The following is a 24,122-nucleotide window of genomic DNA, read 5'->3' on the forward strand; positions in this document are numbered from 1 at the left end:
CGTAGGGAACCACCATCTCCTCGAGGAACACCTCGAGTCCGACGTCGGCCAGCGCCCATTGTGCGGCGGCGCGTTCGGCATCCGACGAAGCCGCACACCCGGCGAGTTCGTCACCGGAGCGTAGCGGTGTCGCCTTGGCCATCAGTTCGACCAGCCCGTTGAAGCTGTACGTGGTGCCGCGGACCGCAGCGGTGTAGCGCTTCAGCTGGGGCGTGGTCATCCCAGCTCGTCTTCTGCCGCCGCCAGCGCTGCGAACTCTTCGTCGGGCGAGTTGGCCACCAGCTGATGCCGGCTGTAGAGCCCGAAGTAGGCCATGAAGGCCGCGAAGACCACCAGGCACCAGAACGCTGCGGTGCTGTCCACCACGAAGGTGGCCACGACCGACAGCGCGGCCACAACGAGTGCGAAGGACGTGGTGACGATGCCGCCGGGGGTGCGGTAGGGGCGCGGCATATTTGGTTCGCGCACGCGTAAGACGATGTGGCTGACCATCATCAGGACATAGGACAGCGCGGCGCCGAACACCGCCATGTTCAGCAGCATCGCGCCCTGCCCCGTCAGGGACAGCACGAACCCGATGACACCGGGCACTATCAGCGCCAGCGTTGGCGCCTTGCGGGAGTTGACCACCGACAGGCTCTTCGGTAGATAGCCGGCGCGCGAGAGCGCGAAAAGCTGGCGGGAGTATGCGTAGATGATGGAGAAGAAGCTGGCGATCAGCCCGGCCAGCCCAATGTAGTTGACTACCTTAGCCATTGGTGAGTCACCAAGCGCCTCGACCAGTGGGTTGCCCGATGCACTCATGGCCTGCGCTCCACCGGCGCCTGCGGTAAGGAGTAGCACGGTGGCGGCGGTGACCATCAGCAGGGCCATCGCGGCGATGATCCCTTTGGGTACGTTGCGTTCGGGTTCCTTGGCCTCCTCGGCGGCCAGCGGGACACCCTCGACTGCCAGGAAGAACCAGATCGCGAAGGGCACTGCTGCCCATATGCCGAGGAAACCGAACGGCAGGAACGGCGACGCGCCCGCCGCGTCAGTTGGTGCGATGTCTGTCAGGTTTGCCGCATCGAAGCTGCCGATCGCCGAGACCGCGAAGATCAGCAGGCCCGCCAGTGCTATTGCGGTGATGACGAACATGACCTTGAGGGCTTCGCCAACGCCGCTCAGGTGGATGCCGATAAAGAGCAGATACGCGGCTAAGTACACCCACCAGCCGTCGGTAATGCCGAAAAGCCCGAGGGATTCCACGTAGGCGCCGATGAAGGTGGCGATCGCGGCAGGAGCGATCGCGTACTCGATCAGGATCGCGGTGCCAGTGGCAAACCCACCCCAGGGCCCGAGGGCGCGACGCGCAAAGGTGTAACCGCCGCCGGCCGCCGGTAACGCAGAACTCATCTCGGCCATCCCCAGCACCATGGCGAGATACATGCCTGCGATCACCACTCCGGCGATCAGCAAACCACCGAAGCCGCCCTCGGCGAGGCCGAAATTCCAGCCCGAGTAATCGCCGGAGATCACGTAGCTGACGCCCAGCCCGGCCAGCAACAGCCATCCGGCGCTGCCTCGTTTCAGTGTGCGCTTGGCCAGGTACTCCGAACTGCCGTCGTGAACTTCGGTCGTCACACGCCCGCTCCGTTCCTCCGAGCACACTGCCCAGAACCCATCGGACGCTAGGTCGGGGATGTAACGCGTCAAGGCGCGTGAAGTGACCGCCGTGTTACGTGCGTTTTGTTCAGGCGTGCCAGCTCAGGACTTCGCCTTCGCCCTTGGTCATCACGGTTCCCGGCATCACGCGCAGCCGGTAGGGGCTCAGCCGCAGTGCGGCGAACTGATCGGAGGTGGGGCCGTCGCTCCACATCGGGATGATGTACGGGTCGTAGCCCACCGGCTCGGGTCCGTTGGCGAACTTGTCCCATACGGCGGCGCGGGTCTCGTCGTCGAGGTACCACTCCACGAGGCATTCGGCGCTGCAGGTGTCGTGGCTCGGTGACCAGTAGCTGACTGAAACTTCGGGGTGGACGGCCAGATGTGCGCGCTTGACGGGGCTTGGCACCGTGGCGATCCACCCGAACAGGTCGGTGCCGTCCCACTCCCAGATCGGATGCAGGATGCGGCTACGGGGACGGCCGTCGGCGTCGACGGTGGCGACCGACGACCACACGATCGAGTGGGCCATGTCGACGAAGGCGGGCGCGATCTGCTCAAGCGTGGTCACGACTGCCTACCCTAGGCACCCCCCGGGACTATTCCTCCATCGTCTTGCGGAATTCCTCGGTCTTTCGGTACTGCACATTGCCCTCGTCGGCGCTGGTTTCGATCTTGCCTTTGTCCTCTTCGTCGAGCCATTCGGTGACAGCCGTGCCCGACACCGTCCCGTCGCTGCCGGGCAGCGTGGAAGTCGGGCGATCCTCGTCGTAGGACTTGGCCATTTCCTTGGCCTGCTCTTTGTGCTCCTCAGTGATTTCGGGCTTCGGCGTCAGTTTGCGGCCTTGTTCGTCTTGCTCTTGTTGCTGGGAGTCCTGCCCCTGTGTTTGCTGCTGATCTGCACTCATGCCACTAGGGCTGCCCGAACGTGTGACTTACGAAACAGAGAACGACTAACCAGCAGGCACCGCCCGCAGCGCGGCGGGCAGGCTCGGCAGGAAGTGTTTGGTCGCGAACGCGCGGATGTCGTCGGCGGTTTCCAACGGCTGCGCGCTCGGCAGCAGCAGCACCATGGCCGCATAGCGCAGGATGGTGTCAGCGAGCTCGTTGACGGCCTGCTCCCCGATCCGCTGGGCGAAGCCGTCGGGGAAGATCACCCGCAGCGCCTCGGCCATCCGCTCGACCGCCGCGCCGTGATGGCGGCGTCCCAGCTCCAGGACCAGCGCAGGCTCGTCGGTGATCATCCGTTCCAGCACGCGGTGTCGACGGAACTTCATGATCGACAGTGTGAACGCCTCGACGTAGTAGTTCGCCTGCGGCCCAGCCTGTTTCAGCTCGTTGGCGATGTCGGCGAACAGCGCCACGTTCTCGCGCTCGATGACGGCGGCGATCAGTTCGTCCTTGTTGGTGAAGCGCCGGTAGATGGTGGTGCGGCTGACCGCGGCGCGGCGGGCGACGTCGTCGAGCGCAACCCGGCGGAACCCATGCTGTTCGAACTCGACGACGGCAGCGTCGAGGATGGCTTCTGTGGTGGGATCAGCCCCTGGCATAACCCTTTAACGCATACCCGTTGTAGCGCAACTGCATTGGCAGATGATCCCACAGCCGGTTCACGGGACGCGACCGCCACAGCGCGGCGAAGCGCTGATACCGCCGCTCCTGGCGCTCGCTCCACGGCAGCCCGAGTAGGTCGCGTGTCCGTGGCGGCATACCGCCGGTGGTCAGGAATGCGGCCACGGGGTTGAAGATGGGTGCGATTACGCGCCACAGCACAGGCGGCACACCCTTCGGGCGGGGAAAGCCTTTGGTGACATAGCCGACGCCGTACTTGGCGGTCGGGTGGGCGACGACGATCTCGTCGATCATCCGGTCCCAATATCGTTCGAATTCGGCGTAGTTCGCGGGCATGGGCCGGTCGCTGACGCCGTAGCGGCGATACCACGTCTTGGACTCCAGGTAGATCTGCTCCTTCTCCTCGCGCGTCAACCGTTTGACGAACGTATCGGCGAAGTAGAGGACCTGCTCGACGAAGGTCGCATGTGCCCAGAAGTAGGTCTCCGGATCGAGGGCGTGATAGCGACTGCCGTCAGGCATATTGCCCTTGATCTGGGTGTGGAAGTCGCGGACCTGCTGGCCGGGGTTGTCGTCGTCGGAGCCGTAGACCGTCATGAAGATCGGCGGTAGCGACCGCTTGATCCGCGCTGCGGTGTCGGCGAAGAACACGGAATGGTCCAGCACGCCCTGGCCGAGCTCGGCGAGCATGTTCTGCAGGACGGCGGGCCGCGGTCCGATGAGGAACATCCGGTTGTCGCCGAAATACCGCCAGACCAGGGACTGCGGGCCCAGCGGCAAGGCGTCGTCGAGATGTTCGGTCGTCTGCGCGAGCTCGGTCATGTGGAACATTGTTACAGATTTCGCACTTTGTACCAACCTGGCCGATGCCCACCACCGGCCACGCTCCCGATGCCAGTAAAAGACACATCCTCTTGTCATAGCGAGTTGTTTAATTGCTAGAGATGTTTGTACGCATACATGCCGCCGGGCGGGCGATTGCTCGCTGGTGGCGCCGATGGTGGGCACAATCTGACCACTATGGTTGGCTGACCTCGTATCTGACGACGCAGGGCTTGCTGGCCGTTTCCCGCTGGGGTATCGCCGGCGTCACGACTGTGCTCGCACTCATGCCGGTGGCGATGTGGCGCAGTCCCAGTGGGCCTGATCATTTAGCAACCGATGTGGCCTCGGCGGCCGTGGCTGCATGCGGAGTGGCGATGGCTGCGCTATGGGCCGCCCGCTGGCCCTCGCTAACGCAGTCGAAACTCTTCTCGGTCGCGACGAGCTGTTTGATAGCAGTCGCGTGCCTGGCACAGTCCGACCCGCTTGCCAGCCTTGGCGGATGTATGGCCTTCGCCGTGCTCGGTGGTTACATCGCTTTCTTCCACACCACCCCGTACATGGCTTTGAACTTCGTTGTCGCGTCGGCGACAACCGTTATCTCAGCTGGTCGACTCCTGTTCACATCTGCAGATTTCGCCTTGGCCGGATGTGCTGCCGTCCTAATCCTCGTACTGAATATCTCTGTGCCGCTGGCGATTCAAATCTTGGTACACGCGCTGGGCGCTGATGTGTCGAGAGCCGATCGTGACCCGTTGACTGGACTGCTGAATCGACGCGCCTTTAGACGTGCGGTCGTCGATCTCATTGCACGACATCGTTCGACTAACTCTTATCTAACGATCATCATGATCGACCTCGATGGCTTCAAGCGGCTCAACGACAGCCGCGGCCACGCCGCCGGTGATGAAGCGCTGATTGCGGTGGCGGCGGCGTTGCGTGACAATTGCCGTGCCACAGCGGTGATTGGCCGCGTAGGCGGTGAAGAATTCCTTATCGCCGACACTTTCACATACCCCAGTCCGAGCACTCTGGCGCAACAAGTCTGCGACGTGATCGCGGATATCCCGTACCCCTTCACGGCCAGCGTCGGCACATGCAGTTCGGCCCTGCTCGATATCCCAGCCAACTCGGAGCTACGACGCATTGCCGAGCTTGTCAACGGTGCCGACGCTGCGATGTATGCGGCCAAACGAGCCGGTGGAAATCGTGTTCGCCACAACGGCGCAGCGTCTTAGATTGCAGACCACCTCGCAGACCCGAGAGGGGAATGGGACGCCGGCAGACACTGTCGACGCCTAGACCTCCGGCGTTTCAGTATTCGCTACATGACCTCGCCCAGCCTCCGTTGCGGGAGACGTTCCACGTCTTCACCGACGCCCAGGGTGTGCTTCGAACAGACCACTGGCTCAAGCTCGGTGCCTGGCGGGCCCTTCAACGGCATTACCGCCTCGACCGCGCCTGACCAGGCGGGCAATCCCGATGACGATCAGCACGCCGGCAACGGTCGCCAGGATCAGTGAGAGCACCAACAACGGCGCGCTGTACTCGAGCGAGGTGGTCTTGGGTTCACCCTCCAGCACCGGCGCGACGACAACCGTCGAGCGGGCGGCCAGCCAGGTCAGCACGCAGCCCGCCGCCGCGACGCAGGCCAGCAGCAGTGGGACGGCCGCTTTCATGACGCGGATTCTGGGGGTATGCGCTCCTCCAGCAGCTGCGTGAGCACCATCCGCAGCTGGTTGTGTCTGCGCGCCCAGGCCTGGGCAGAGCGGTCGTTGGTGAGCTTGAGGCCAATGCCGGTGCGGCCACGCGGCACTCCGGTGAGCTCGCCGAGTGCCCGCGCGGACTGCCATTTCGGGGCTTCCGGGCCCGTGGCTTCGGGGTAGATCCGCACGATGTCGTCGGTGCGAATCCGCTCGGTCCCCTGCCTCAGGGTCTCGGGCGTCAACTCCACCGACGTGTGGATGCGCGCCGCCTTGACTTGAATCCACAGGAAACCGGACACGAGCACGAAGAACATCCCTGGAACGATCCACTGGAACCCGTATCCGGCGGAGATCTGGATCATCGCCATGGCAATCGCAGCGGCCGGTCCCGCCGCCAGCCACCACCAGCTCGCCCCCGGTTCGTAGAAGAGGACGTCTGGCGGCGTGGGGCTCTCGATCACTGTTGGTCCTGCGCGTCAAACCAGACCTGTGCCGACGGGCGCATGATCAGCACGGCACCGACCATCGCGAGGATCATGATGACCAGCCAGACCAGGCCGCGGCTCATCAGCGAGAACACGGCCAGCACCACCACGATCGCCAGCGAAAGGCCGACGCCCGCGCGCCGAAATGCGGCGTGGCCGCCCCGCGCGCGACCCGCGAGGTAGCCGAGCCCTAGACCGGCCAGCACGTACACGACGCCGGCACCACGGACCAGGGGCGCCACGTTGCCCTGCGACAGCGCCAGCAGAAGGCCGAAGAGCACCAGAAGGACCGAGGACAGCAGCCAGATCCAGAAGGCAGCTTCGACGATGCGCGGCCGACTCGTCGGCACGGGCAGTGGAGCTGTCATGGTCGGGTCAGCCTACTGTGCCGTCTTCGCTGGTCGCTACGCCCTCCCCTGCCCTTCGGGCGTGGGCCCAGCCCTCCGGATGTCACCGCGTGAAGAACGTGTGGGCGTCCTTGCGGTGCAACAGGAACACACCACCGGCGATCAGCACCGAGCCGACAATCGCTGTGACGGCGTAGACGAACGCCGCTACGGGGGGCCGGTCGACGGTAAACAGGCTGGTCGCGACGTACACCACGGACGCGACGCCGGCACCCGTCAACAGCGTGCGGGCCCACCGGTAGCCGTGTCGCATCAGGATCAGGAAGGTCAGCACCACCGAGGACAGAATGAATACGAACACGCCGGATACGACGAGCACGGCAACCGGCAGGTGTCGATCCTCGCCGACCACCAGGTCGACGACGTACCCGGCCACCATGAGCGGCAGCGCGGCGACCCACAGCCAGAACCCGGTGTCGACGTCCAGAGGGCGGGCGTTCGACTCGGTCGGTTCAGTCACTTACCAATCCACCCGGCCACGTCGGCCGCCCAGTACGTCAGCACGATGTCGGCACCCGCCCGCCGGATGCTGGTCAGCGTCTCCAGCGCCACGGTCTGCAGGTCGATCCAGCCGTTGGCCGCGGCGGCGTAGATCATCGCGTACTCGCCGGAGACCTGGTAGGCGGCGACGGGCACCGGCGAGATATCGGCCGCAGCGCGCACCACATCGAGGTAGGCCATCGCCGGCTTGACCATGATGATGTCGGCGCCTTCGTCGATGTCGAGCTCCACTTCATGCAACGCCTCGCGGGCATTGCCGGGCTCCTGCTGATACGTGCGCCGATCGCCGCTCAGGCTGGACGCCACCGCCTCGCGGAACGGGCCGTAGAAACCCGACGCGAACTTCGCGGCATAGGCCAGGATCACCGTGTCGGTGTGGCCTGCCGCGTCGAGCCCGTCGCGGATCGCCGCGACCTGGCCGTCCATCATCCCGCTCGGCCCGACTACCTGCGCCCCTGAATCCGCTTGCGCCACAGCCAATTCCACATATCGGGCGTTGGTGGCGTCGTTGTCAATCCGGCCTGCCGCGTCGACGATTCCGCAGTGGCCGTGATCGGTGAACTCGTCGAGGCAGGTGTCGGCCATCAGCACGGTCTCGTCACCGAGGTCTTTGGCCAGATCCCGCAGCGCGATGTTGAGGATGCCGTCTTCGGAAACACCGACCGAGCCGGTGGCGTCCTTGTCCTGGGCGCGCGGCACCCCGAACAGCATCAGACCACCCACGCCCGCGGCCACCGCTTCGGCGGCGGCCTGACGCAGGGAATCCCGTGTGTGCTGAACGACGCCGGGCATCGAAGCGATGGGCCGTGGTTCGTCGATGCCGTCGGCGACGAACATCGGCAGCACCAAATGCCTTGGTTCCAAAGAGGTTTGCGCTACCAGGCGGCGCATCGCCGGCGTCGACCGCAATCGACGAGGGCGGTGGCTAGGAAAGGACATGCAACCCCATCCTTTTTCGGGCTAGCGGCGACGGCTCTTCTTGCGCGGCGGGGGCAACGCACCCTCGGCACGCAGCCGGGCGGCATGCTCGGCCAGCGCCTCGACGAGCGGACCGACCGCGGCGACCTCGGGCTGTACGTCGACGCGCAGGCCGAATTCCGCTGCGGTTTCGGCGGTTTTCGGGCCAATGCATGCGACGATGGTGCGTGCGTGCGGCTTGCCCGCGATGCCGACGAGGTTGCGCACCGTCGAGCTCGATGTGAAGCACACGGCGTCGAAGCCACCGGTCTTGATCATCTCGCGGGTGTGCGCGGGCGGCGGCGCCGCGCGCACCGTGCGATAAGCCGTGACATCCTCGATTTCCCAGCCGCGTTCGCGCAGACCCTCGGCCAGGGTCTCGGTCGCAATATCGGCGCGTGGCAGCAGCACCCGGTTCACCGGATCGAAAACGTCGTCGTACGGCGGAAATTCGTCAAGCAGGCCGAGTGACGACTGCTCCCCCGACGGAACCAGCTCGGGGTTGATGCCGAATGCGCGGACCCGGTCGGCAGTGGCCTGCCCGACGCAGGCGATCTTCACACCGGAGAACGCGCGGGCGTCGAGGCCGAACTCGTTGAACTTCTCCCACACGGCGCGCACGGCGTTGGTGGAGGTGAACACCACCCACTGGAAGCGGCCGTCGACAAGGCCCTTCACCGCACGTTCCATCTGCGCGGGACTGCGCGGCGGCTCCACGGCGATGGTCGGCACCTCGATCGGCAATGCGCCGTGAGAGACCAGCTTTTCGCTCATCTCGCCGGCCTGGTCCTTGGTGCGCGGCACCAGCACGGTCCATCCGTAGAGGGCGCGACTTTCCCACCAATTCAGCTTGGCGCGGTGGGTCACGGTCTTGCCGATGGTCACCACCAGCGGCCCGGCGAGGGGGCCGGCGGGCTCGGCGCCGACGGGCTTGTCCAGCACAGCCTTGTCGAGCAGGCCGGCAAGCGTGGTCTCGACCGAACGCTGCTGGCACGTCGTGCCGTTCGCGGTGACGACCGCAGGCGTGGTGTCTGCCAGGCCGTACTCGATCAGCGTGCGTGCCGCGTCTGCCAGATGAGACGCCGTGGCGTGCAGGATCAGCGGGCCGGGCGCGGCGGCGAGCGCCGCCCAGTCGACGTCACCGCGGACGTCGGCCACGGTGTGTGCCGAACCCAGCGGCAGGCCCGCATAGGTGGGCACCGCGGTGGTGTCCGGAAGACCGGGCACGATCTCGAAATCCAGGTGCGTCTTGGCAAGCGCGGTCACCTCGGTGATCACCGCATCGACCGACATCGGGTCGCCGGCGACCAGCCGTACCACCTCGACACCGGTGCGGGCCTCCGTGGCCAGCGTCTTGGCGACCTCGGCCGGATCACCCAGTGCGGGCCGGATATCCGGGCCGCCGGGAATCGCGGTCACCGCCTCGGCATCGGATCCGTCCGTTGCCGAAGACGACGCCTCGGCACGTTCGGGTCCCGACGGCGGCGGCAGCTCGCTGCCCGCAAGGGCCAGCACCGCTTCCGGGACATCGGGATCGGTGAACACCAGGGCGGCGTTGGCCAGCACCGTGCGTGCCCGTGTCGTCAACAGACCCGGATCGCCAGGGCCCGAGCCCACGAACGTGATGCGGCCGGGCCTCGTCTTACGTCCTCGGCCCCCATGCCCAGTCATTTCTGTCTCCCAGCTTCTGCCAACAAGTCCCGTGCGCCCAACTCGAACAACTCCTCGGCCACCGAGAGGCCAAGCTCTCGGGCCCGACCGGGAGACCCGATGCCGGACGCGCGGATCACGTCGGATCCGTCCAGCGCCGCCACACAGCCGCGCAGCGACAGCTCTTCGAAGACGCGGCCGTCCTCATCGATGGACTCGACCACCTCAGCGATCGCACCCACCGGTGCGGAGCAACCCGCCTCCAGTTCGGCGAGCAGGACTCGTTCAGCGGTGACCGCGGCGCGCGTGTCGGCGTCGTCCAACTCCGCCAGCAGCGCGGCGAGCTCGGTGTCGCCCGCGCGGCACTCCACCGCGAGCGCACCTTGAGCCGGCGCTGGCAACATCTGCACCGGCTCGAGAGTCTCGGTGACATCCGCCAATCGTCCGATGCGGGCCAGTCCCGCCCGAGCGACCACGATGCCGTCGAGATCACCATTGCTAACCCCGTTCAACCTGGTATCAAGGTTGCCTCTTAGGGGGCGGATTTCCAAACCGAGACCCAGTGCTCTAAGCTGTGCAGCCCGCCGCGGGCTCGACGTGCCGATCACCGAGCCCGCCGGCAACTCTCCGAGCACCATGCCGTCACGGGCCACCAGCGCGTCGCGGGCGTCTTCGCGAGGGGGTATCGCGGCGATGTTGAAGCGGGGATCGGGCGCCGTCGGCAAATCCTTGTAGGAGTGCACGGCCATGTCCACGCGGCCATCGCTGACGGCCTCGCGGATCGCGGCGGTGAACACCCCGATGCCGATGTTGGCGATCGGCTCGTCGGAGCGGTCGCCTTCGGTGGAGATGATGACGAGCTCGGCGGGATGCCCGTTGGCGGTCAGTGCGTCTTTGATCGCACCGGCCTGGGTCTTTGCCAACAGGCTGCCCCGGGTGCCTATCCGGATTAGTGCGCGGCTTTCCTTCAAGCGCTACTCGGACTTGTCGAGATCGGGTGCCATCAAAGGCAATTCGCCCGCGGCGACGGCGTCGACGGCCTGCTGGTCGAGCTCGAACAGCTCGCGCAGGGCCTCGGCGTAGCTGTCGCCGCCCGGCGCGCTGGCCAGCTGTTTGACCCGCACCGTCGGGGCGTGCAGCAGTTTGTCGACGACGCGTCGCACGGTCTTGGCGACCTCGTCGCGGTGGGCGGCGTCGAGTTCTGGCAGTCGGTTGTCCAGCCTCAGCAACTCCGCCTCGACGACGTCGGCGGCGCGCTGGCGCAGCGCAGTGACGGTCGGGGTGACCTCGGCCATCCGCTGCCCGGCAAGGTAGTTGGCAACTTCGGCGGCGACGATGGAGCGCGCGGCCTCGGCGTCGGAGGCGGCGGCGCGGGCCGACGGCTCGCGCTGGATGCGGTCCATGTCGACGACGAAGACGCCCGGCAGGCCCGTGACCGCAGGGTCGACGTCACGGGGCATGCCGAGATCGCAGATGACCAGTTGTTCCTGCTCGGAACGGCCCGTCAGGCTGCGGTGCGCGTCGGCCAAAGAAACCACTGGGCGCACCGCGCCGGTACACGAAACCACCACGTCGGCGTCGGCGAGCACCGACGCGATGTCGTCGAGCGCGTGTGCGTCGGCGACCACGCCCTGGTCGCGGATGCTGTGCGCCAGTCGGCGCGCCCGCGGCAGCGACCGGTTCACGACGTGGACGCGTTCGATACCCGCGCGGACCAGATGCTTGGCCGACAACGAGCCCATCGAGCCCGCGCCGATCACCACGGCGGTGCGCCCGGCGAGCGAGCCGAGCTTGGTTTCGGCCATCCCCAGCGCCACCGACACCACCGATGCGCCTGCGGCGTCGATACCGGTCTCGGAGTGCACCCGCTTGCCGACCGACAGCGCGCGTTGTGACAGTTCGTGCAGGGTGCGGCCGACAGTGTGGTTGGCCTCGGCGGCCGCGTACGCGCGGCGGACCTGCCCGAGCACCTGCTGCTCGCCGATCACGGCGGAGTCCAGGCCGCTGGCCACGGCGAAGAGGTGCTCGACCGCGGCTTCGGCGTAGCGCACATAGGCGTATTTGGTCAGGTCGCCCAGCGACATGCCGGAATGTTCGGAGAGCACCTGACCGATCACCGACAGGCCGCCGTGGAACGCCTCGACCACGGCGTAGACCTCGACACGGTTGCAGGTGGACAGCACCATGGCCTCCGTGACCAGCGAGGACTGCAGCACCTGGTCGACGATCTTGGCTTGATCGGACTCGTCGGTGCTCAATTGCTCCAACACAGACACCGGCGCGCTGCGGTGCGAAACCCCGAAAAGCAACACGCTCACGGCTGCATCACCACGTCATTCACGGTAGTCGTTCACCAGCTGGGCTACCAAATTTGCTCAGGCTTTCAGCCTCGCGCAAGATCCGCCCGCAGCCTGGGCTCGTCGACTTCCCAGTAACTGTGCTCGGCGCCGTCCAGCAGCACCACAGGAAGCCGGTCGCCGAACTCGGCACGCAGGGCCGAATCCCCCGCGGCCGCGGCGGCGTCGACGTCGGTGATCGCCAGCTCGAAGCCCAGCTCGTCGGCAAGCTTGGCCAGCCGGGTCGCGGCCCCGATACAGATCGTGCAGCCCTCTCGTGTGAGCAATTCCACCCGGTGCAATTCCCCGGGTCGCTCCGCTCCTGCCCGCCGGTGCTTCACCCCGCCAGTATCGCTGCCCCGTGACTTACTGTTTATCCGTGTCCGATATCGGGGGAACCGACGCCGTGGGTGTACCGCCCGCCGGCAGGGCAGGGGAACAGGAGCTCGCCGGCGAGGCCAGCGCCGAGGCCGCCGTCACCGACTTGGCCGTCGAGGCCGTCACCGCGCCCCCTCCCCCGCCGCCCGATCTGACCGCGGCAGCGTTCTTTGACGTCGACAACACGCTCGTGCATGGCTCGTCGCTGGTGCACTTCGCGCGCGGGCTTGCCGCACGCAAGTACTTCACCTACGGCGATTTGGGCCGATTCATCTACGCGCAGGCCAAGTTTCAGCTCACCGGCCGGGAGAACAGCGACGACGTTGCGGCGGGCAGGCGAAAGGCGTTGGCGTTCATCGAGGGCCGCTCGACAGCCGAACTGGTGGCACTCGGCGAAGAGATCTACGACGGGATCATCGCCGACAAGATCTGGCCGGGCACCCGCGCGTTGGCGCAGATGCACTTGGACGCCGGGCAGCAGGTGTGGCTGGTCACCGCGACGCCGTTCGAGCTGGCCTCGACCATCGCCAAGCGGCTGGGACTGACCGGGGCGCTGGGCACCGTCGCTGAATCGATAGACGGGGTGTTCACCGGCAGGCTGGTCGGCGACATCCTGCACGGCACCGGCAAGGCGCACGCGGTGCGGTCGCTGGCGATCCGCGAGGGACTGAACCTGCGCCGCTGCACGGCGTACTCGGACAGCTTCAACGACGTGCCGATGCTGTCGCTGGTCGGCACGGCCGTGGCCATCAATCCTGACGCGGCCCTGCGCGACGTGGCCCGTGAGCGAGGGTGGGAAATCCGCGATTTCCGCACCGCCCGCAAGGCCGCCCGGATCGGGGTGCCGTCGGCGCTGGCGCTCGGCGCGGTCGGTGGCGCCCTGGCGGCGGTTGTTTCGCGCCGTCAAGACGGAACCTGACGCGTCACCGTCGCCGGAGGCGGCAGTCAACCCACTGATAGGCTCGCGCGGCAAAACTGTATTTGGGGGAGATCGGCCAAGCATGGGCATTGCGGACAGCATCATCGGAACGCACTACCGGTACCCGGACTACTTCGAGGTCGACCGGGAGAAGATCCGGGAATTCGCCAGGGCCGTCAAGGACGAACACCCCGCCCACTACAGCGAGGACGCTGCCAAAGAGTGCGGTCACGACGCGCTGATCGCCTCGTTGACGTTCTTGGCGGTGGCAGGGCGGCAGGTGCAGCTGGAGATCTTCAACCACTTCGACGTGCCGATCAACATGGAGCGGGTGCTACACCGCGACCAGAAGCTGACCTTTCACCGGCCGATCCTCGCCGGCGACAAGCTGTTCTTCGACTCCTACCTCGATTCGGTGATCGAATCGCACGGCGCCATCGTCACTGAGGTCCGCGGCGAGGTGACCGACGCCGACGGCAAGCCGGTGATCACCAGCGTCGTCACGGTGCTCGGCGAGGCCGCCTCCGACACCGAGGCCGACGAGGTGAGCGCACAGATCGCCGCGCGGCGCGATGCCGCGCTGGCGAAAATGGTTGCCGGGCAAAACGCGAAGTCGGACTAAGAGCCCGGCGGTGAGGCTCAGCCGAAGAAGGTGTTTCGGCGGTTGGCCAGCATCTGATACAGCGTCTGCTGGATGGTTTCGCGGACCTGGTCGGTGAGCTCGAACGTGACCATCGGGTCGTCGGCCGCGGACTCGTCGTAGTCGGCGGTTTCGATGGGCTCCCCGAACGAGATGTGCCACTTCGACGGCAGCGGCATCAGCCCAACGGCACCCGCCAGCGGGAACAGTGGAGTGATCGGGAAGTACGGCAACCCGAGCAGCCTGGCCAGCAGCTTGACGTCGGCCATCATCGGGTAGATCTCCTCGGAGCCGACGATCGAGCACGGCACGATGGGCGCCTTGGCCCGCAGCGCGGCCGACACGAAGCCGCCGCGGCCGAACCGCTGCAGCTTGTAGCGGTCCTTGAACGGCTTGCCCAGGCCCTTGTAGCCCTCCGGGAAGACGGCGGTCAGCTCGCCTGCGGCCAGCAGCCGGTGTGCGTCGGCGGTGCAGGCCATGGTGTGCCCGGCCTTGCGCGCAGCCTGGCCGAACATCGGCATGTCGAAGACCATGTCGGCGGCCAGCAGTCGCAGGTCGCGGTGCGTCGGGTGATGGTCGTGCACCGCCACCGACGTCATCAACCCGTCGAACGGCAACACACCCGCGTGGTTGGCGACCACCAACGCGGCGCCGGACTCCGGCAGGTTCTCGATACCGCTGACCTCAACCCGGAACCACTGCTTGAAGAACACTCTCAGCAAAGGCAAGAAGATTGCGTCGTTGAGGTGTGGATCGAACCCGAATTCGTCGACGGAGTAGTCGCCCGTCATTCGCTTGCGCACGAACTCGGCGATGCCTGCGACGCGCGTGGCGAGTTCGTTCGGGGTGTCGTCGGCAGCTGAGATTCCCGCGGCACCTCGCTGCTGATCGATCTCGCGGACGACCGATGCGATCTGTTCCGCAGAAGCCCGGCCGGCGGGATCCGATAGCAGCGACGGATGTCGGCGCGCGCCCTCGACACGCGCAGCCGAACGCCGCTGGGCCGCCCCCCGGCCCGAATTCGCGTGCAGCGGAATGACTTTCGCTTTGGACTCGCCCGCCACGTCGTTACCTTCTCCCCACCCGTATTAAGAGTCTTTGATTAACGTCCCCAACGTTGCGCCGCCGCCACGGCGCGACTCTCCATTGAGCGTACCCATCTCGGGTCGATGATCGGAGTCAAACCGCGACCCCGGACGTAATCGTCAAAGGCCTCAGCCGTAGACCATTTCGGGCTGTAGCTCAGGTCATTTCGCATTCGCGATGTGTCCATGACCCGGCCGTAGCTCAAATAGTCGAGCTGCTCACGATCGAGTTCAGTGTAGCGAGTAGCGCGCACCAGCGAATCCACCGCCCACAAGCCGATGCGTGGCACCGGCAGCGGAATCCGGCCGGCCCGCCGGATGGCCTGACTCATCATGATGATCCCCGGGGCGCCGATGTTGAACGTGCCCGCCTTGCCCGCCATCGTCGCGCGCTCCAGCGCGCCAAGCGCGTCCTGCTCGTGCAGTAGCTGCAGCCGCGCGTCATGGCCGACGACCGTGGGCACCACCGGTCCGGCCAAATACCGCGACAGCGCGGTGTCCATGGCTGGGCCGATCATGTTGGCCAGCCGCAGGATGGTGACCGCGATGTCAGGCCTGCGCCGGCCAAGGCCACGCGCATAACCCTCGATGTCGATGCTGTCGCGAGCGAAACCCTCGCCAGGCGGACGACGGGCGCTGGTGTCCTCGGTGAACAGCACCGGGTCGCGTGCGGTCGAGCCGTACACCTCCGAGGTCGACTTGAGGATGACGCGGCGCAGCGACGGTGCCTTCTGGCAGGCGGCGAACAATTGGATCGCGCCCATCACGTTGAGTTCCTTCAGCGCCGCCCGCCCGCCGGAGCGCGGAGAGTAGGACGCCGCGGCGGCGTGCACCACGGTGTCGACGTCGCCGTTGCGAATGACCTTGGCTATGAACGGGTTGCGGATGTCCGCGCGCACGAACTCGGCGCGGCCCATTCGCCGCAGTAGATCCTTGCTCGGCGCGATCGCGTCGACCGCGATGACGTGATTGATCAACGGATTCTGCGCGAGCCGAGCGGTCAGGTATCCGCCCAAAAACCGGCACGCACCAGTGACCAGCACAACCTTCGGGTAGTGCACGGTGTCTCGTGAATCGGACCCGTTCGCGTGCCCCCCGGAACGCCCCTCAGAATCCATCCGGTCAGCCTAGCGGCCGAGCGTGAAAGCTACTTGCCGAGTTTTCTGCGCTGCACCCGGGTGCGACGAAGCAGCTTGCGGTGCTTCTTCTTCGACATGCGCTTACGCCGCTTCTTGATGACTGAACCCATGAACTCCGCTACCTAAAGTTTTCTATGCCTCTTGACCTGGACACCTTACCCGGGCCACCTAGGCAAACGGAAAACACACTGACGCGTGTAGTTGCCGAGTGCGCGGTTTCATACGCAACACGCCGTTCCCGGCGTATCAAACCGCACATTCGCGACTCCGCAGCCGACATGAGCTAGCCCGCGTCGAAGTACGAGCTCTCCAGCATGTCGTGGACGGCCTTCGCGTGCACACGGAACGAGCGGCCGACCCGGACGGCGGGCAGCTCACCGTTGTGCACCAGCCGGTACACCGTCATCTTGCTGACCCTCATCAAACTGGCGACTTCGGCCACGGTCAGGAACTGTGCGCGCGGCGGTTGACCCTCGCCTGCGCCGGCGTCTCGCGCCGCCTTTCCACTAGCCGAATCCCGCGCCGATGGCCCGTTCATAGACGTCATCGCAACCCAATCTTCAGGCACGGGCAGTCCCAGCGGCTTCCCCACCGCTGGCACCAAACCCGTGCTTACCACCAGGAGAATAGCGTGGCCAATGGGGTTACTGCGACGGGTGTGGGGTAATCAATTCGAAATTATCGAACTACTGCGATGTAATTCCGAGCTGTTCAGAGCGCTTTTTCGCCGCCTCGACCGCTTCGGCGACCGCCGCCCGCAAACCGCCCCGCTCGAGTTCCCGCAGACCAGCAGCGGTGGTACCACCCGGCGAGGTAACAGTGGCGCGCAGCTGGGCGGCCGTGGTGTCCAGCGCGGTGCCCAGCGCCGCGGCCCCAGCCGGCTGCGCTTCGTCGAGCCTCTCCAGCAACATCGCGGCCGAGCCAGCCATGGTTTGCACGACCAGATCGGTGGCGACCGCGCGCGGCAACCCGGCGGCGACGCCTGCGTCCACGAGCGCCTCGACCATCAGGAAGAAGTAGGCGGGACCCGACCCCGAAACCGCGGTGACGGCGTCGAGCTGCGACTCCGGCACACTCAGCACACCGCCGACGGCGTTGAAGATCGACGACACCTCCTTGAGGTGCTCGGGGGTGGCGAAGCGGCCGCGGGCGAGCGCGCTGACTCCCCCACCGACGACCACCGGCGCATTGGGCATCACGCGGACGACCGGTGCGCCGGCCGGCAGCTTGTTCTCGTAGTACGCGGTCGTGACACCGGCTGCCACAGTCACGAAAACCTGTTCCACCGAATCACTTTCGGCCTTCGCGGCGGCGTCGCCGATCTCCCCGACGAGGCTCTCCACATCCGCGGGCTTGACCGCGACGATGACATACGTCGCGGTGTCGACCGCGTCGGCGACCGTCGTCACCAACACCGAATACGTCTCGGACAGATACTTCGCGCGGTCCGGATCCTTCTCGGCGACCACCAAGTCCTTGACCTGGCGGCCGGCCCGCAGCAGCCCGGCCAGCAGTGCCTCACCAATACTTCCTCCGCCGACGATCGCGATTCTGGCCATGCGGGAAAGCATTGCAGACGCAGATGGCCCCTACGGCGCGGGCACCATGGCGAGCTGACGGCTCTGCACGACGATGTGGCCCTCGCAATCGACGACGATGTGGTCCTCGTCGAACCAGTCCTGGCCGATCTGCACCGTCGTACACAGCACCCGCAGCCATCCGTCGGCGGGCAGCGCCCGCAGATACGCCGTCAGCTGGACGGTGGGCGCCCAGCCCGTGCGGTTGACGCCGAAGGTGACCGGCGCGGACACGTCGCCGCACAGCAGCGCGAACAGCACGTCGGGCGGGGTTCCCTTCGGCCGCACCCAGTACTCGATGATCGGCGGCCCGCCGTCGGTGCGCGGGGTGAACGTGGTCAGCGACGGCCGGATATCGCAGCCGTGGGCCAGGTGGACGATGTCTGCCATCGGATGGCCCGGCCCGATCGGCTCGAGGCCCGGCGGCGGCTCCGGCTGCATCAACGGCACGACGGGATTGACCGAAAGCAGTGGCGGGACATGGTGTTCCGGGTCGCCCAGCGTCACCGCCGCGCGCACGGCTGTCCGGTCTCCCTGGTTGAGCTCGACGTCGATGAGGCTGATGCGGCGGCCGCGCTTGCGCACGGTGGTCTGCAGCTGCATCGGTCCGGGATCGGGCGCCCACAAGAAGTTTCCCGACACCGCGATCGGCTGAACGTCCCCCTTGTCGCTACGCTCTCCCCCTACGCTTCGCGCGGGAGGTGCCCCCAGCCCCCTGGAATGCTCCATCCGGGCCGCGTTCGCGCACAACGCCAGCATCGCGCCGCCGTGCACTTTGGGCCCGATGGTCCAATGTTCATTCAGCTCACCTTCATAGACCCCGTACCTGCCGTCCCCGACCGGGGTAAGCGCCATCGCGTCGGTGAACAGCGTTGATCCAGGCATGTGTTCCTTTGTCTCGTCAGCGCAGCAGGTGCGCCCGCGCGAACTGCAGCGACTCGGTCAGCAGTGCTTCGCGTTCGTTGGCGGTGCGGGCGCCGGATGTGGTCACCTCGAGGATCACATGCCCGGAAAAGTCACCGCCGGCCAGCATCTCGCAGACCTCGACGGTGGGCTGGGTGCCGCGGCCCGGCACCAGATGCTCGTCGGCGGAGGCGCCGCTGCCGTCGCACAGATGCAGATGCACGAGCCCGTCCCCCATCCGGCGGGCCATGTCGACCGCGTCGGTGCCCGCCGTCGCGGTGTGCGACAGGTCCAGTGTGTAGTGGGCGTGCTCGCCGTCGAGCGGGTCATAGGAGGGGGCGAAGGCCGAGATGCCGGGCCCCGGCTTGCCGCCGCGTTTGCGCATCCGCTCGATAGACGTCTGCCCGGCGCCGAAGAACCGGTCGGCGCGGAACGGAAACATGTTCTCCACCGCCACCATCACATCGCTGGACGCCTCGAGGTCGGCGACCTGCTTGGAAAAGCCTTCGGCGTAGCGGCGTTGCCAGCGAAACGGCGGATGCACGACGACCGTTTGGGCGCCGAGCTTCTCCGCGGCGCGCACGCTGCGCTCCAGCTTGGGGATCGGATTGGCTCCCCACACCCGCTGCGAGATCAACAGGCACGGCGCGTGCACCGACAGCACAGGCATGCCGTACTGCTCGGACAATCGCGCAACAGCATCCATGTCCTGGCTGACCGTTTCGGCCCACACCATCAGCTCGACGCCGTCGTAGCCGAGCCGGGCCGCGTACTCGAAAGCGGCCTCGGTCCTCAGCGGGTAGACCGAGGCCGTCGATAGACCGACCTTGATGGCGGGGCGCACTCGACTCTGCGGACGCCTAGCCCGCCTGCAGCAGCGCCAGCGGACCGAACGTGACCATGGCGCCCACGGCAACGGCGATCAGCGTGCTACCGATGTCCTCGGTCTTGCGCACGACCCGCACACCGGCCACCAGGCCGAGGATGACCAGCACCCCGAGCACGAGGGCGACGATGCTGTTCCACTTCCACAGCTGGTCGAACGCGATGAACAGGCCGGCACCGAACGCGACCGCGATCATGCACTGAAGGACGACCAAGGCACCGCGCACGAACGACGAGCCGGTCGGCGACGGTGCGGCGTCGGTCTCCTCGTCTAGATCGACGTCCTCCTGGCTGGACTGCGTACCGCGGCGGGCCAGGTCGTCGGCGACCGTCTGGCCGCCGAACAGCGGACCATCAGTGGAGCGCAGGTATGACGGCAGTGGCTCTCGATCGTCGGCGTCGAGTGCGGCTTCGACGTCCTCGTCCTCGATCTCGGGGGCGTCCACCGAGGAGTCCATGATGTCGTCATCGAGTGGATCCGGGCTCATCTGCTCGGCGCCGGAACCTGCCGCCTGGAAACGTCGGGGCGCGTAGTGCGAGCGCCGGGGCGGCTCGAAGAGGTCCAAGTCCGGGTCGGCGTCGCGCTGGCCGAGGTGGGCCGAGTAATCCGCGACCGCGTCGGCGTATTCGTCGTCGACGTCGTCGTAGTCGTCGGTGACGTCGTCGTAGTCGTCGGTGACGGCCTGCTCGGCCTCGTCATCCTCGGCGTCCGCGATGTCGTCGTGGTGCGTCGCGCCGTTGGTGGTCACCGAGCCGGTGACATCCGTGGGCTCGTCGACGACCACGGCGCTTTGACGTGTGGTTTCCGGCTCGTCGTCGTCGTGAGCGCCGACGATCGGGATCTCGCCGGTCAGCTCGGCGACGGTGACCGAATCGCTGTTTCCACGCCGCCGCCGGCGCCTGCCGCCGACGGGCGGGGCACCGATCGTGCCGTTCTTTGCCAGCAACTCCGCAACCGATATCGGGCGGGTGCTGCTGTGGCTATCTTCTGGTCCAGTCATCGTGTGTTGCCTCTTGGCCTCGCTACTTGTTGTCCAGCATCTCGCACGGACGTGTCAACTGAGGCCGGATTGTCGGCACCGCCGACGAAGCCGCTGCCATCTGCTTCGCTGTCGAGTTTCCGCAGAATCAGCCCTTCCCGCAATGCCCAGGGGCAGATATCCACGCTATCGACACCGAGCGCCTTCATGCTCGCCTCAGCTACTAAAGCTCCGGCCACGATCTGTGGCGCCCGCTCGGCGCTCACCCCTTCCAATTCCGCACGGTCAGTCGCGGTCATCCTAGAGATGAAAGCTATGAGCTGCCTAAGGCCGGTCGCTGTGAGTGTCCTCTTAACCCGCGGTCCGGCGCCGGATGGTGCGGCGCCGGTTAGGCGGGCCAGCGAGCGGAAGGTCTTCGACGTTGCCACGGCCAAGTCGGGGCTGCCGGCCTTGAGCATGGTTGCGCCTGAGTCGGCCAGTTCGGTGGCCAGCCAGTCGCGCAGCATCGCCACGCGGCGTCGGCCGGGTGGATCGTCGGGCAGCCACTCGCGGGTCAGCCGGCCTGCACCCAACGGCAGCGACAGCGCCACCTCGGGCTCCTCGTCGACGCCGTTGGACAATTCCAGCGAACCGCCGCCGATGTCGATGTTGATGATGCGTCCGGCGCTCCAGCCGTACCAGCGGCGAACAGCCAGAAACGTCAGCCGGGACTCGTCGACCCCGCTGAGCACCCGCAGCGCCACACCGGTCTCGGCAAGCACCCGTGCGAGCACGTCCTCGGAGTTGGTGGCGTCGCGCACCGCGGACGTGGCGAACGCCATCAGCTCGGCGCATCCGGAGCTGGCGGCGATCTTGGCGAACTCGTCGATGGTGCCGACCAGCTTGTCGGCGCCCTTCCTGGTCAGCTTGCCGGAGCCGTCGATGGCCTCCGCAAGGCGCAGTGACGCCTTGGTGGAGCTCATCGGCGTGGGATGCCCACCACGCCGAGCGTCCACCACCAACAGATGGACGGTGTTGCTGCCGACATCCAGCACGCCTAATCGCACTCACCCAAACTAGTGGGTCTGCCGGTGGTTTCCGTGGGCGCATCGCCCATCGGGGCCTATTCAATCGGCGACGCGGAAGTTGAATATGGACTCGTCGAACCTGTTGTAGCCCTGGTAGTCGATCAGGTCATAGAGGTCCCGCCGGTGCTGCATCTGGTTCAGTTGCGAGACGAGTGACCCTTCGGCTGCCAGCGTCTCAAGGGCGCGTTCGGCGGCGCCCATGGCCATCCGCAGCAATGAGACCGGCCAGATCACCACGTTCACCCCGACGTCGCGCAACTGGCCGGTGCTGAACAAATCACTCTTGCCGAACTCGGTCATATTGGCCAACATCGGCACGTCGACGGCTGAACGCACGGCCGCGAACTCCGCGAGCGATTCGAGCGCTTCGGGGAAGATGGCATCAGCGCCGGCGTCGACGAGGTGCTTCGCGCGTTCGATCGCCGCGTCCAGCCCGCCAACGGCCCGGATGTCGGTGCGGGCGACGATCAAGAGGTTCGGATCGCGTCGAGCGTCGACGGCAGCGCGGATGCGTTGTGCCGCAGTGTCTGCGTCGACCACCTGCTTACCGTCGAGATGACCGCACCGCTTGGGATTGACCTGATCCTCGATGTGCAGAGCCGCGAGTCCGGCGTCCTCCAGTTCTTGAACAGTGCGCGCGACGTTCATCGGCTCACCGAAACCGGTGTCCGCGTCGGCGAGCACCGGCAACTCCGTCATCCGCGCGATCTGCCGGGTTCGCGCGGCGACCTCGGTGACCGTCGTCAAGCCGATGTCGGGCAGCCCGAGGTCGGCGCTCAGTACCGCCCCTGACACGTAGACACCGTCGAACCCGTGACGCTGAATCAACTTGGCGGACAACGGATTAAACGCTCCTGGGAACTGCAGCAACCCGCCCGCCGCGAGGTGACGGCGTAGCTCGGCCCGCTTCGCCGCTGCTGTTGTTGTCGCGTAGAGCATGCTCGCTCCTGTCAGAAAATTCCGGGTCGCCCGGCCGGCGGTAGTACGCCGGGGAGTGCGGTAAAGGTCAACTCCCGCAGCTCCTTTGGCCCCAATTCGGGCAAGCGAAGGGCCAGCGCCAGGAAGCGTTCGGCTTCTTCTTCGCCCACTACCGGGACAGCCAGGCTACGGAACTTCTCGACATACTGGTCGCGGGCGAACGGCCGGGCTCCACCGGGATGTGCGTCGGCGACGCTGATCTCGTCGACGACTTGGCTGCCGTCGGTCAGGGTGATCACCACCCGTCCGCCGTAAGACTGGCCGGCGCCCGCCTCGTGGTAGCGCGCCGTCCAGTCCGCATCTTCGACGGTCGTGACTTTGCGCCACAGCGCGACGGTATCTGGCCGTGTGGCTCGCTCTCGCGTGTACGACGCTTCGTGGTGCCAGGTGCCGTCCTGCAGAGCGACCGCGAAGATGTAGGGCAGTGAGTGGTCCAACGTTTCCCGCGATGCGTCCGGGTCGTACTTCTGCGGATCTGCCGCGCCCGAGCCGATCACGTAGTGGGTGTGGTGGGACGTCTGAATGACGATGCTGTCGACGCGCTGCGGGTCGGCAAGTTCGGGATGGTTGCGGAATAGCTTGCGGGCAAGGTCAATCCAGGCTTGCGCCTGATATTCAGCCGAGTGCTCCTTGGTATAGCTGGCCAAGATTGCCCGCTTGGGCTCACCGGGCTCCGGTAGGGGCACGTCGTAGTGAGCGTCCGGCCCGTCGAGCAGCCAGGCGATGACGCCGTCCTCTCCTTCGTAGATCGGCGACGGGCTGGTCTGCCCACGCATCGCGCGGTCCACCGCCTCGACCGCGACCTTGCCTGCGAACGCGGGTGCATAGGCCTTCCATGACGAGATCTCGCCCTTGCGAGACTGCCGGGTCGCCGTCGTGGTGTGTAGCGCCTGCCCGATCGCTTGGTAGATCACCTCGGGCGGCAACTCGAGCAGCGTCCCGATGCCGGCCGCGGCCGACGGGCCCAGGTGGGCGATGTGGTCGATCTTGTGCTTGTGCAGGCTGATCGAACGGACCAGGTCGATCTGAATCTCGTATCCGGTCGCGATCGCGCGCACGACCGAGTGCCCGTCCGCGCCGACATGCTGGGCGACAGCGACCACCGGAGGGATGTTGTCGCCGGGGTGGGAGTAGTCGGCCGCAAGGAACGTGTCGTGAAAGTCCAACTCGCGCACCGCAACTCCGTTGGCGTACGCCGCCCATTCTGGACTCACCCGCATGTTCGCATCCAGGCCGACGATGCAAGCACCGACACCTCCCGAGCTGGGCATGTGCGCAGCGGCCTGCTCCCTGGCGGCCGATGGGGCGCCCCGCGCAACCGATGCCGCCGCAACTCCGGCGTTGTCGAGGATCCGGTTCACGATCATCTCGGCGACCTCACCGCTCACCTCGACGGGGTCGGCGGCCACCTGAGCCATGGCCCATGCGAGCTGCCCGTCACGGGGCAGACCTTCCTCGCTGCGGTGGACCCGGACACGATGGATCTGCATG

The 24,122-nt window shown here is 66.5% G+C and carries 29 protein-coding genes; 3 read left to right on the forward strand and 26 right to left on the reverse strand.

The genetic code is table 11. From position 1 onward, the window contains the following. The 6 genes from eutB to VFH65_RS28015 form a co-directional block, all read right to left on the reverse strand. On the reverse strand, window positions 1-220 hold a 220-nt coding region (eutB, locus tag VFH65_RS27990; protein ID WP_353326181.1), incomplete at its 3' end, for an ethanolamine ammonia-lyase subunit EutB. Further along, on the reverse strand, window positions 217-1,623 hold the full coding sequence (gene eat / locus VFH65_RS27995; protein ID WP_353326183.1) for an ethanolamine permease: 1,407 nt from the start codon (window positions 1,621-1,623) through the stop codon (window positions 217-219). The genes eutB and eat, both read right to left, overlap by 4 nt. A gap of 109 nt (window positions 1,624-1,732) precedes the next feature. Next, entirely contained in the window at window positions 1,733-2,215 is a 483-nt protein-coding gene (locus VFH65_RS28000) for a pyridoxamine 5'-phosphate oxidase family protein (RefSeq protein ID WP_353326185.1), read from the reverse strand. Between the two features lie 28 nt (window positions 2,216-2,243). Then, on the reverse strand, window positions 2,244-2,552 hold the full coding sequence (locus VFH65_RS28005) for a hypothetical protein (protein ID WP_353326187.1): 309 nt from the start codon (window positions 2,550-2,552) through the stop codon (window positions 2,244-2,246). A 45-nt stretch (window positions 2,553-2,597) separates the two neighbouring features. Further along, window positions 2,598-3,194: a TetR/AcrR family transcriptional regulator gene (locus tag VFH65_RS28010; RefSeq protein ID WP_353326189.1), complete on the reverse strand. Its 597-nt coding sequence runs from the start codon at window positions 3,192-3,194 to the stop codon at window positions 2,598-2,600. Continuing rightward, entirely contained in the window at window positions 3,181-4,038 is an 858-nt protein-coding gene (locus VFH65_RS28015) for an oxygenase MpaB family protein (protein WP_353326191.1), read from the reverse strand. The genes VFH65_RS28010 and VFH65_RS28015 overlap by 14 nt, the downstream gene beginning before the upstream one ends. A gap of 122 nt (window positions 4,039-4,160) precedes the next feature. Between VFH65_RS28015 and VFH65_RS28020 the strand changes: the two genes are divergently transcribed. Then, complete coding sequence (locus VFH65_RS28020) at window positions 4,161-5,276, forward strand: GGDEF domain-containing protein (protein ID WP_353326193.1); 1,116 nt, start codon at window positions 4,161-4,163, stop codon at window positions 5,274-5,276. Window positions 5,277-5,447: 171 nt separating this feature from the next. Here the strand turns inward: VFH65_RS28020 and VFH65_RS28025 are convergent, their stop codons facing one another. The 9 genes from VFH65_RS28025 to VFH65_RS28065 form a co-directional block, all read right to left on the reverse strand. Beyond that, window positions 5,448-5,717, reverse strand: a complete 270-nt coding sequence (locus VFH65_RS28025; RefSeq protein WP_353326195.1) for a hypothetical protein — start codon at window positions 5,715-5,717, stop codon at window positions 5,448-5,450. Next, on the reverse strand, window positions 5,714-6,205 hold the full coding sequence (locus tag VFH65_RS28030) for a DUF3093 domain-containing protein (RefSeq protein ID WP_353326197.1): 492 nt from the start codon (window positions 6,203-6,205) through the stop codon (window positions 5,714-5,716). The genes VFH65_RS28025 and VFH65_RS28030 overlap by 4 nt, the downstream gene beginning before the upstream one ends. After that, window positions 6,202-6,597, reverse strand: coding sequence for a hypothetical protein (locus tag VFH65_RS28035; RefSeq protein WP_353326199.1), 396 nt, complete (start codon window positions 6,595-6,597; stop codon window positions 6,202-6,204). Before VFH65_RS28035 ends, VFH65_RS28030 begins: the two co-directional genes overlap by 4 nt. An 82-nt stretch (window positions 6,598-6,679) precedes the next feature. Beyond that, the gene (locus VFH65_RS28040) at window positions 6,680-7,096 is read right to left on the reverse strand and encodes a hypothetical protein (protein ID WP_353326201.1); all 417 of its coding nucleotides are present in this window, start codon (window positions 7,094-7,096) and stop codon (window positions 6,680-6,682) included. Then, window positions 7,093-8,076: a porphobilinogen synthase gene (gene hemB / locus VFH65_RS28045; protein ID WP_353326203.1), complete on the reverse strand. Its 984-nt coding sequence runs from the start codon at window positions 8,074-8,076 to the stop codon at window positions 7,093-7,095. Before hemB ends, VFH65_RS28040 begins: the two co-directional genes overlap by 4 nt. Before the next feature lie 21 nt (window positions 8,077-8,097). Continuing rightward, complete coding sequence (locus VFH65_RS28050) at window positions 8,098-9,765, reverse strand: bifunctional uroporphyrinogen-III C-methyltransferase/uroporphyrinogen-III synthase (RefSeq protein ID WP_353326205.1); 1,668 nt, start codon at window positions 9,763-9,765, stop codon at window positions 8,098-8,100. Continuing rightward, window positions 9,762-10,715, reverse strand: a complete 954-nt coding sequence (gene hemC / locus VFH65_RS28055) for a hydroxymethylbilane synthase (RefSeq protein WP_353326207.1) — start codon at window positions 10,713-10,715, stop codon at window positions 9,762-9,764. The genes VFH65_RS28050 and hemC overlap by 4 nt, the downstream gene beginning before the upstream one ends. Window positions 10,716-10,718: 3 nt before the next feature. Continuing rightward, window positions 10,719-12,062, reverse strand: a complete 1,344-nt coding sequence (locus VFH65_RS28060; protein WP_353326209.1) for a glutamyl-tRNA reductase — start codon at window positions 12,060-12,062, stop codon at window positions 10,719-10,721. Window positions 12,063-12,127: 65 nt separating this feature from the next. Next, the gene (locus VFH65_RS28065) at window positions 12,128-12,421 is read right to left on the reverse strand and encodes a glutaredoxin family protein (RefSeq protein WP_414688523.1); all 294 of its coding nucleotides are present in this window, start codon (window positions 12,419-12,421) and stop codon (window positions 12,128-12,130) included. 38 nt (window positions 12,422-12,459) lie between these two features. Between VFH65_RS28065 and VFH65_RS28070 the strand changes: the two genes are divergently transcribed. After that, window positions 12,460-13,377, forward strand: a complete 918-nt coding sequence (locus tag VFH65_RS28070) for an HAD family hydrolase (RefSeq protein WP_414688524.1) — start codon at window positions 12,460-12,462, stop codon at window positions 13,375-13,377. 82 nt (window positions 13,378-13,459) lie between these two features. Continuing rightward, a complete protein-coding gene (locus VFH65_RS28075) occupies window positions 13,460-13,999 on the forward strand; it encodes an FAS1-like dehydratase domain-containing protein (protein WP_353326211.1) in 540 nt (179 codons plus the stop codon). 17 nt (window positions 14,000-14,016) lie between these two features. On the opposite strand, the gene VFH65_RS28080 is transcribed toward VFH65_RS28075, so the two are convergent. From VFH65_RS28080 to VFH65_RS28130, 11 genes are all read right to left on the reverse strand, one after another. Beyond that, window positions 14,017-15,081 carry a lysophospholipid acyltransferase family protein gene (locus tag VFH65_RS28080; protein ID WP_353326213.1) on the reverse strand — a complete coding sequence of 355 codons (1,065 nt, stop codon included), beginning with the start codon at window positions 15,079-15,081 and terminating at the stop codon, window positions 14,017-14,019. 38 nt (window positions 15,082-15,119) lie between these two features. Then, window positions 15,120-16,220 carry an SDR family oxidoreductase gene (locus VFH65_RS28085; protein ID WP_353326215.1) on the reverse strand — a complete coding sequence of 367 codons (1,101 nt, stop codon included), beginning with the start codon at window positions 16,218-16,220 and terminating at the stop codon, window positions 15,120-15,122. A gap of 29 nt (window positions 16,221-16,249) precedes the next feature. Then, window positions 16,250-16,351 carry a 30S ribosomal protein bS22 gene (locus tag VFH65_RS28090; protein ID WP_003402602.1) on the reverse strand — a complete coding sequence of 34 codons (102 nt, stop codon included), beginning with the start codon at window positions 16,349-16,351 and terminating at the stop codon, window positions 16,250-16,252. Window positions 16,352-16,524: 173 nt separating this feature from the next. Next, the gene (locus VFH65_RS28095) at window positions 16,525-16,788 is read right to left on the reverse strand and encodes a helix-turn-helix domain-containing protein (RefSeq protein WP_353326219.1); all 264 of its coding nucleotides are present in this window, start codon (window positions 16,786-16,788) and stop codon (window positions 16,525-16,527) included. A gap of 139 nt (window positions 16,789-16,927) precedes the next feature. Continuing rightward, window positions 16,928-17,800 (reverse strand): pyrroline-5-carboxylate reductase, encoded by an 873-nt coding sequence (proC, locus tag VFH65_RS28100; RefSeq protein ID WP_353326221.1) that lies wholly within the window; start codon window positions 17,798-17,800, stop codon window positions 16,928-16,930. Between the two features lie 30 nt (window positions 17,801-17,830). Beyond that, the gene (locus VFH65_RS28105; protein WP_353326223.1) at window positions 17,831-18,703 is read right to left on the reverse strand and encodes a thioesterase family protein; all 873 of its coding nucleotides are present in this window, start codon (window positions 18,701-18,703) and stop codon (window positions 17,831-17,833) included. Between the two features lie 16 nt (window positions 18,704-18,719). Further along, on the reverse strand, window positions 18,720-19,565 hold the full coding sequence (locus VFH65_RS28110) for a sugar phosphate isomerase/epimerase family protein (protein ID WP_353326224.1): 846 nt from the start codon (window positions 19,563-19,565) through the stop codon (window positions 18,720-18,722). A gap of 16 nt (window positions 19,566-19,581) precedes the next feature. Next, window positions 19,582-20,607 (reverse strand): hypothetical protein, encoded by a 1,026-nt coding sequence (locus VFH65_RS28115; protein WP_353326225.1) that lies wholly within the window; start codon window positions 20,605-20,607, stop codon window positions 19,582-19,584. After that, a complete protein-coding gene (locus VFH65_RS28120; RefSeq protein ID WP_353326226.1) occupies window positions 20,604-21,632 on the reverse strand; it encodes a Ppx/GppA phosphatase family protein in 1,029 nt (342 codons plus the stop codon). Before VFH65_RS28120 ends, VFH65_RS28115 begins: the two co-directional genes overlap by 4 nt. Before the next feature lie 60 nt (window positions 21,633-21,692). Beyond that, window positions 21,693-22,592, reverse strand: a complete 900-nt coding sequence (prpB, locus tag VFH65_RS28125; protein ID WP_353326227.1) for a methylisocitrate lyase — start codon at window positions 22,590-22,592, stop codon at window positions 21,693-21,695. Window positions 22,593-22,603: 11 nt separating this feature from the next. Then, the gene (locus tag VFH65_RS28130) at window positions 22,604-24,121 is read right to left on the reverse strand and encodes an MmgE/PrpD family protein (RefSeq protein WP_353326229.1); all 1,518 of its coding nucleotides are present in this window, start codon (window positions 24,119-24,121) and stop codon (window positions 22,604-22,606) included. Window position 24,122: the final 1 nt, after the last annotated feature.

It is taken from the genome of Mycobacterium sp. (assembly GCF_035697385.1).
GTDB lineage: Bacteria > Actinomycetota > Actinomycetes > Mycobacteriales > Mycobacteriaceae > Mycobacterium.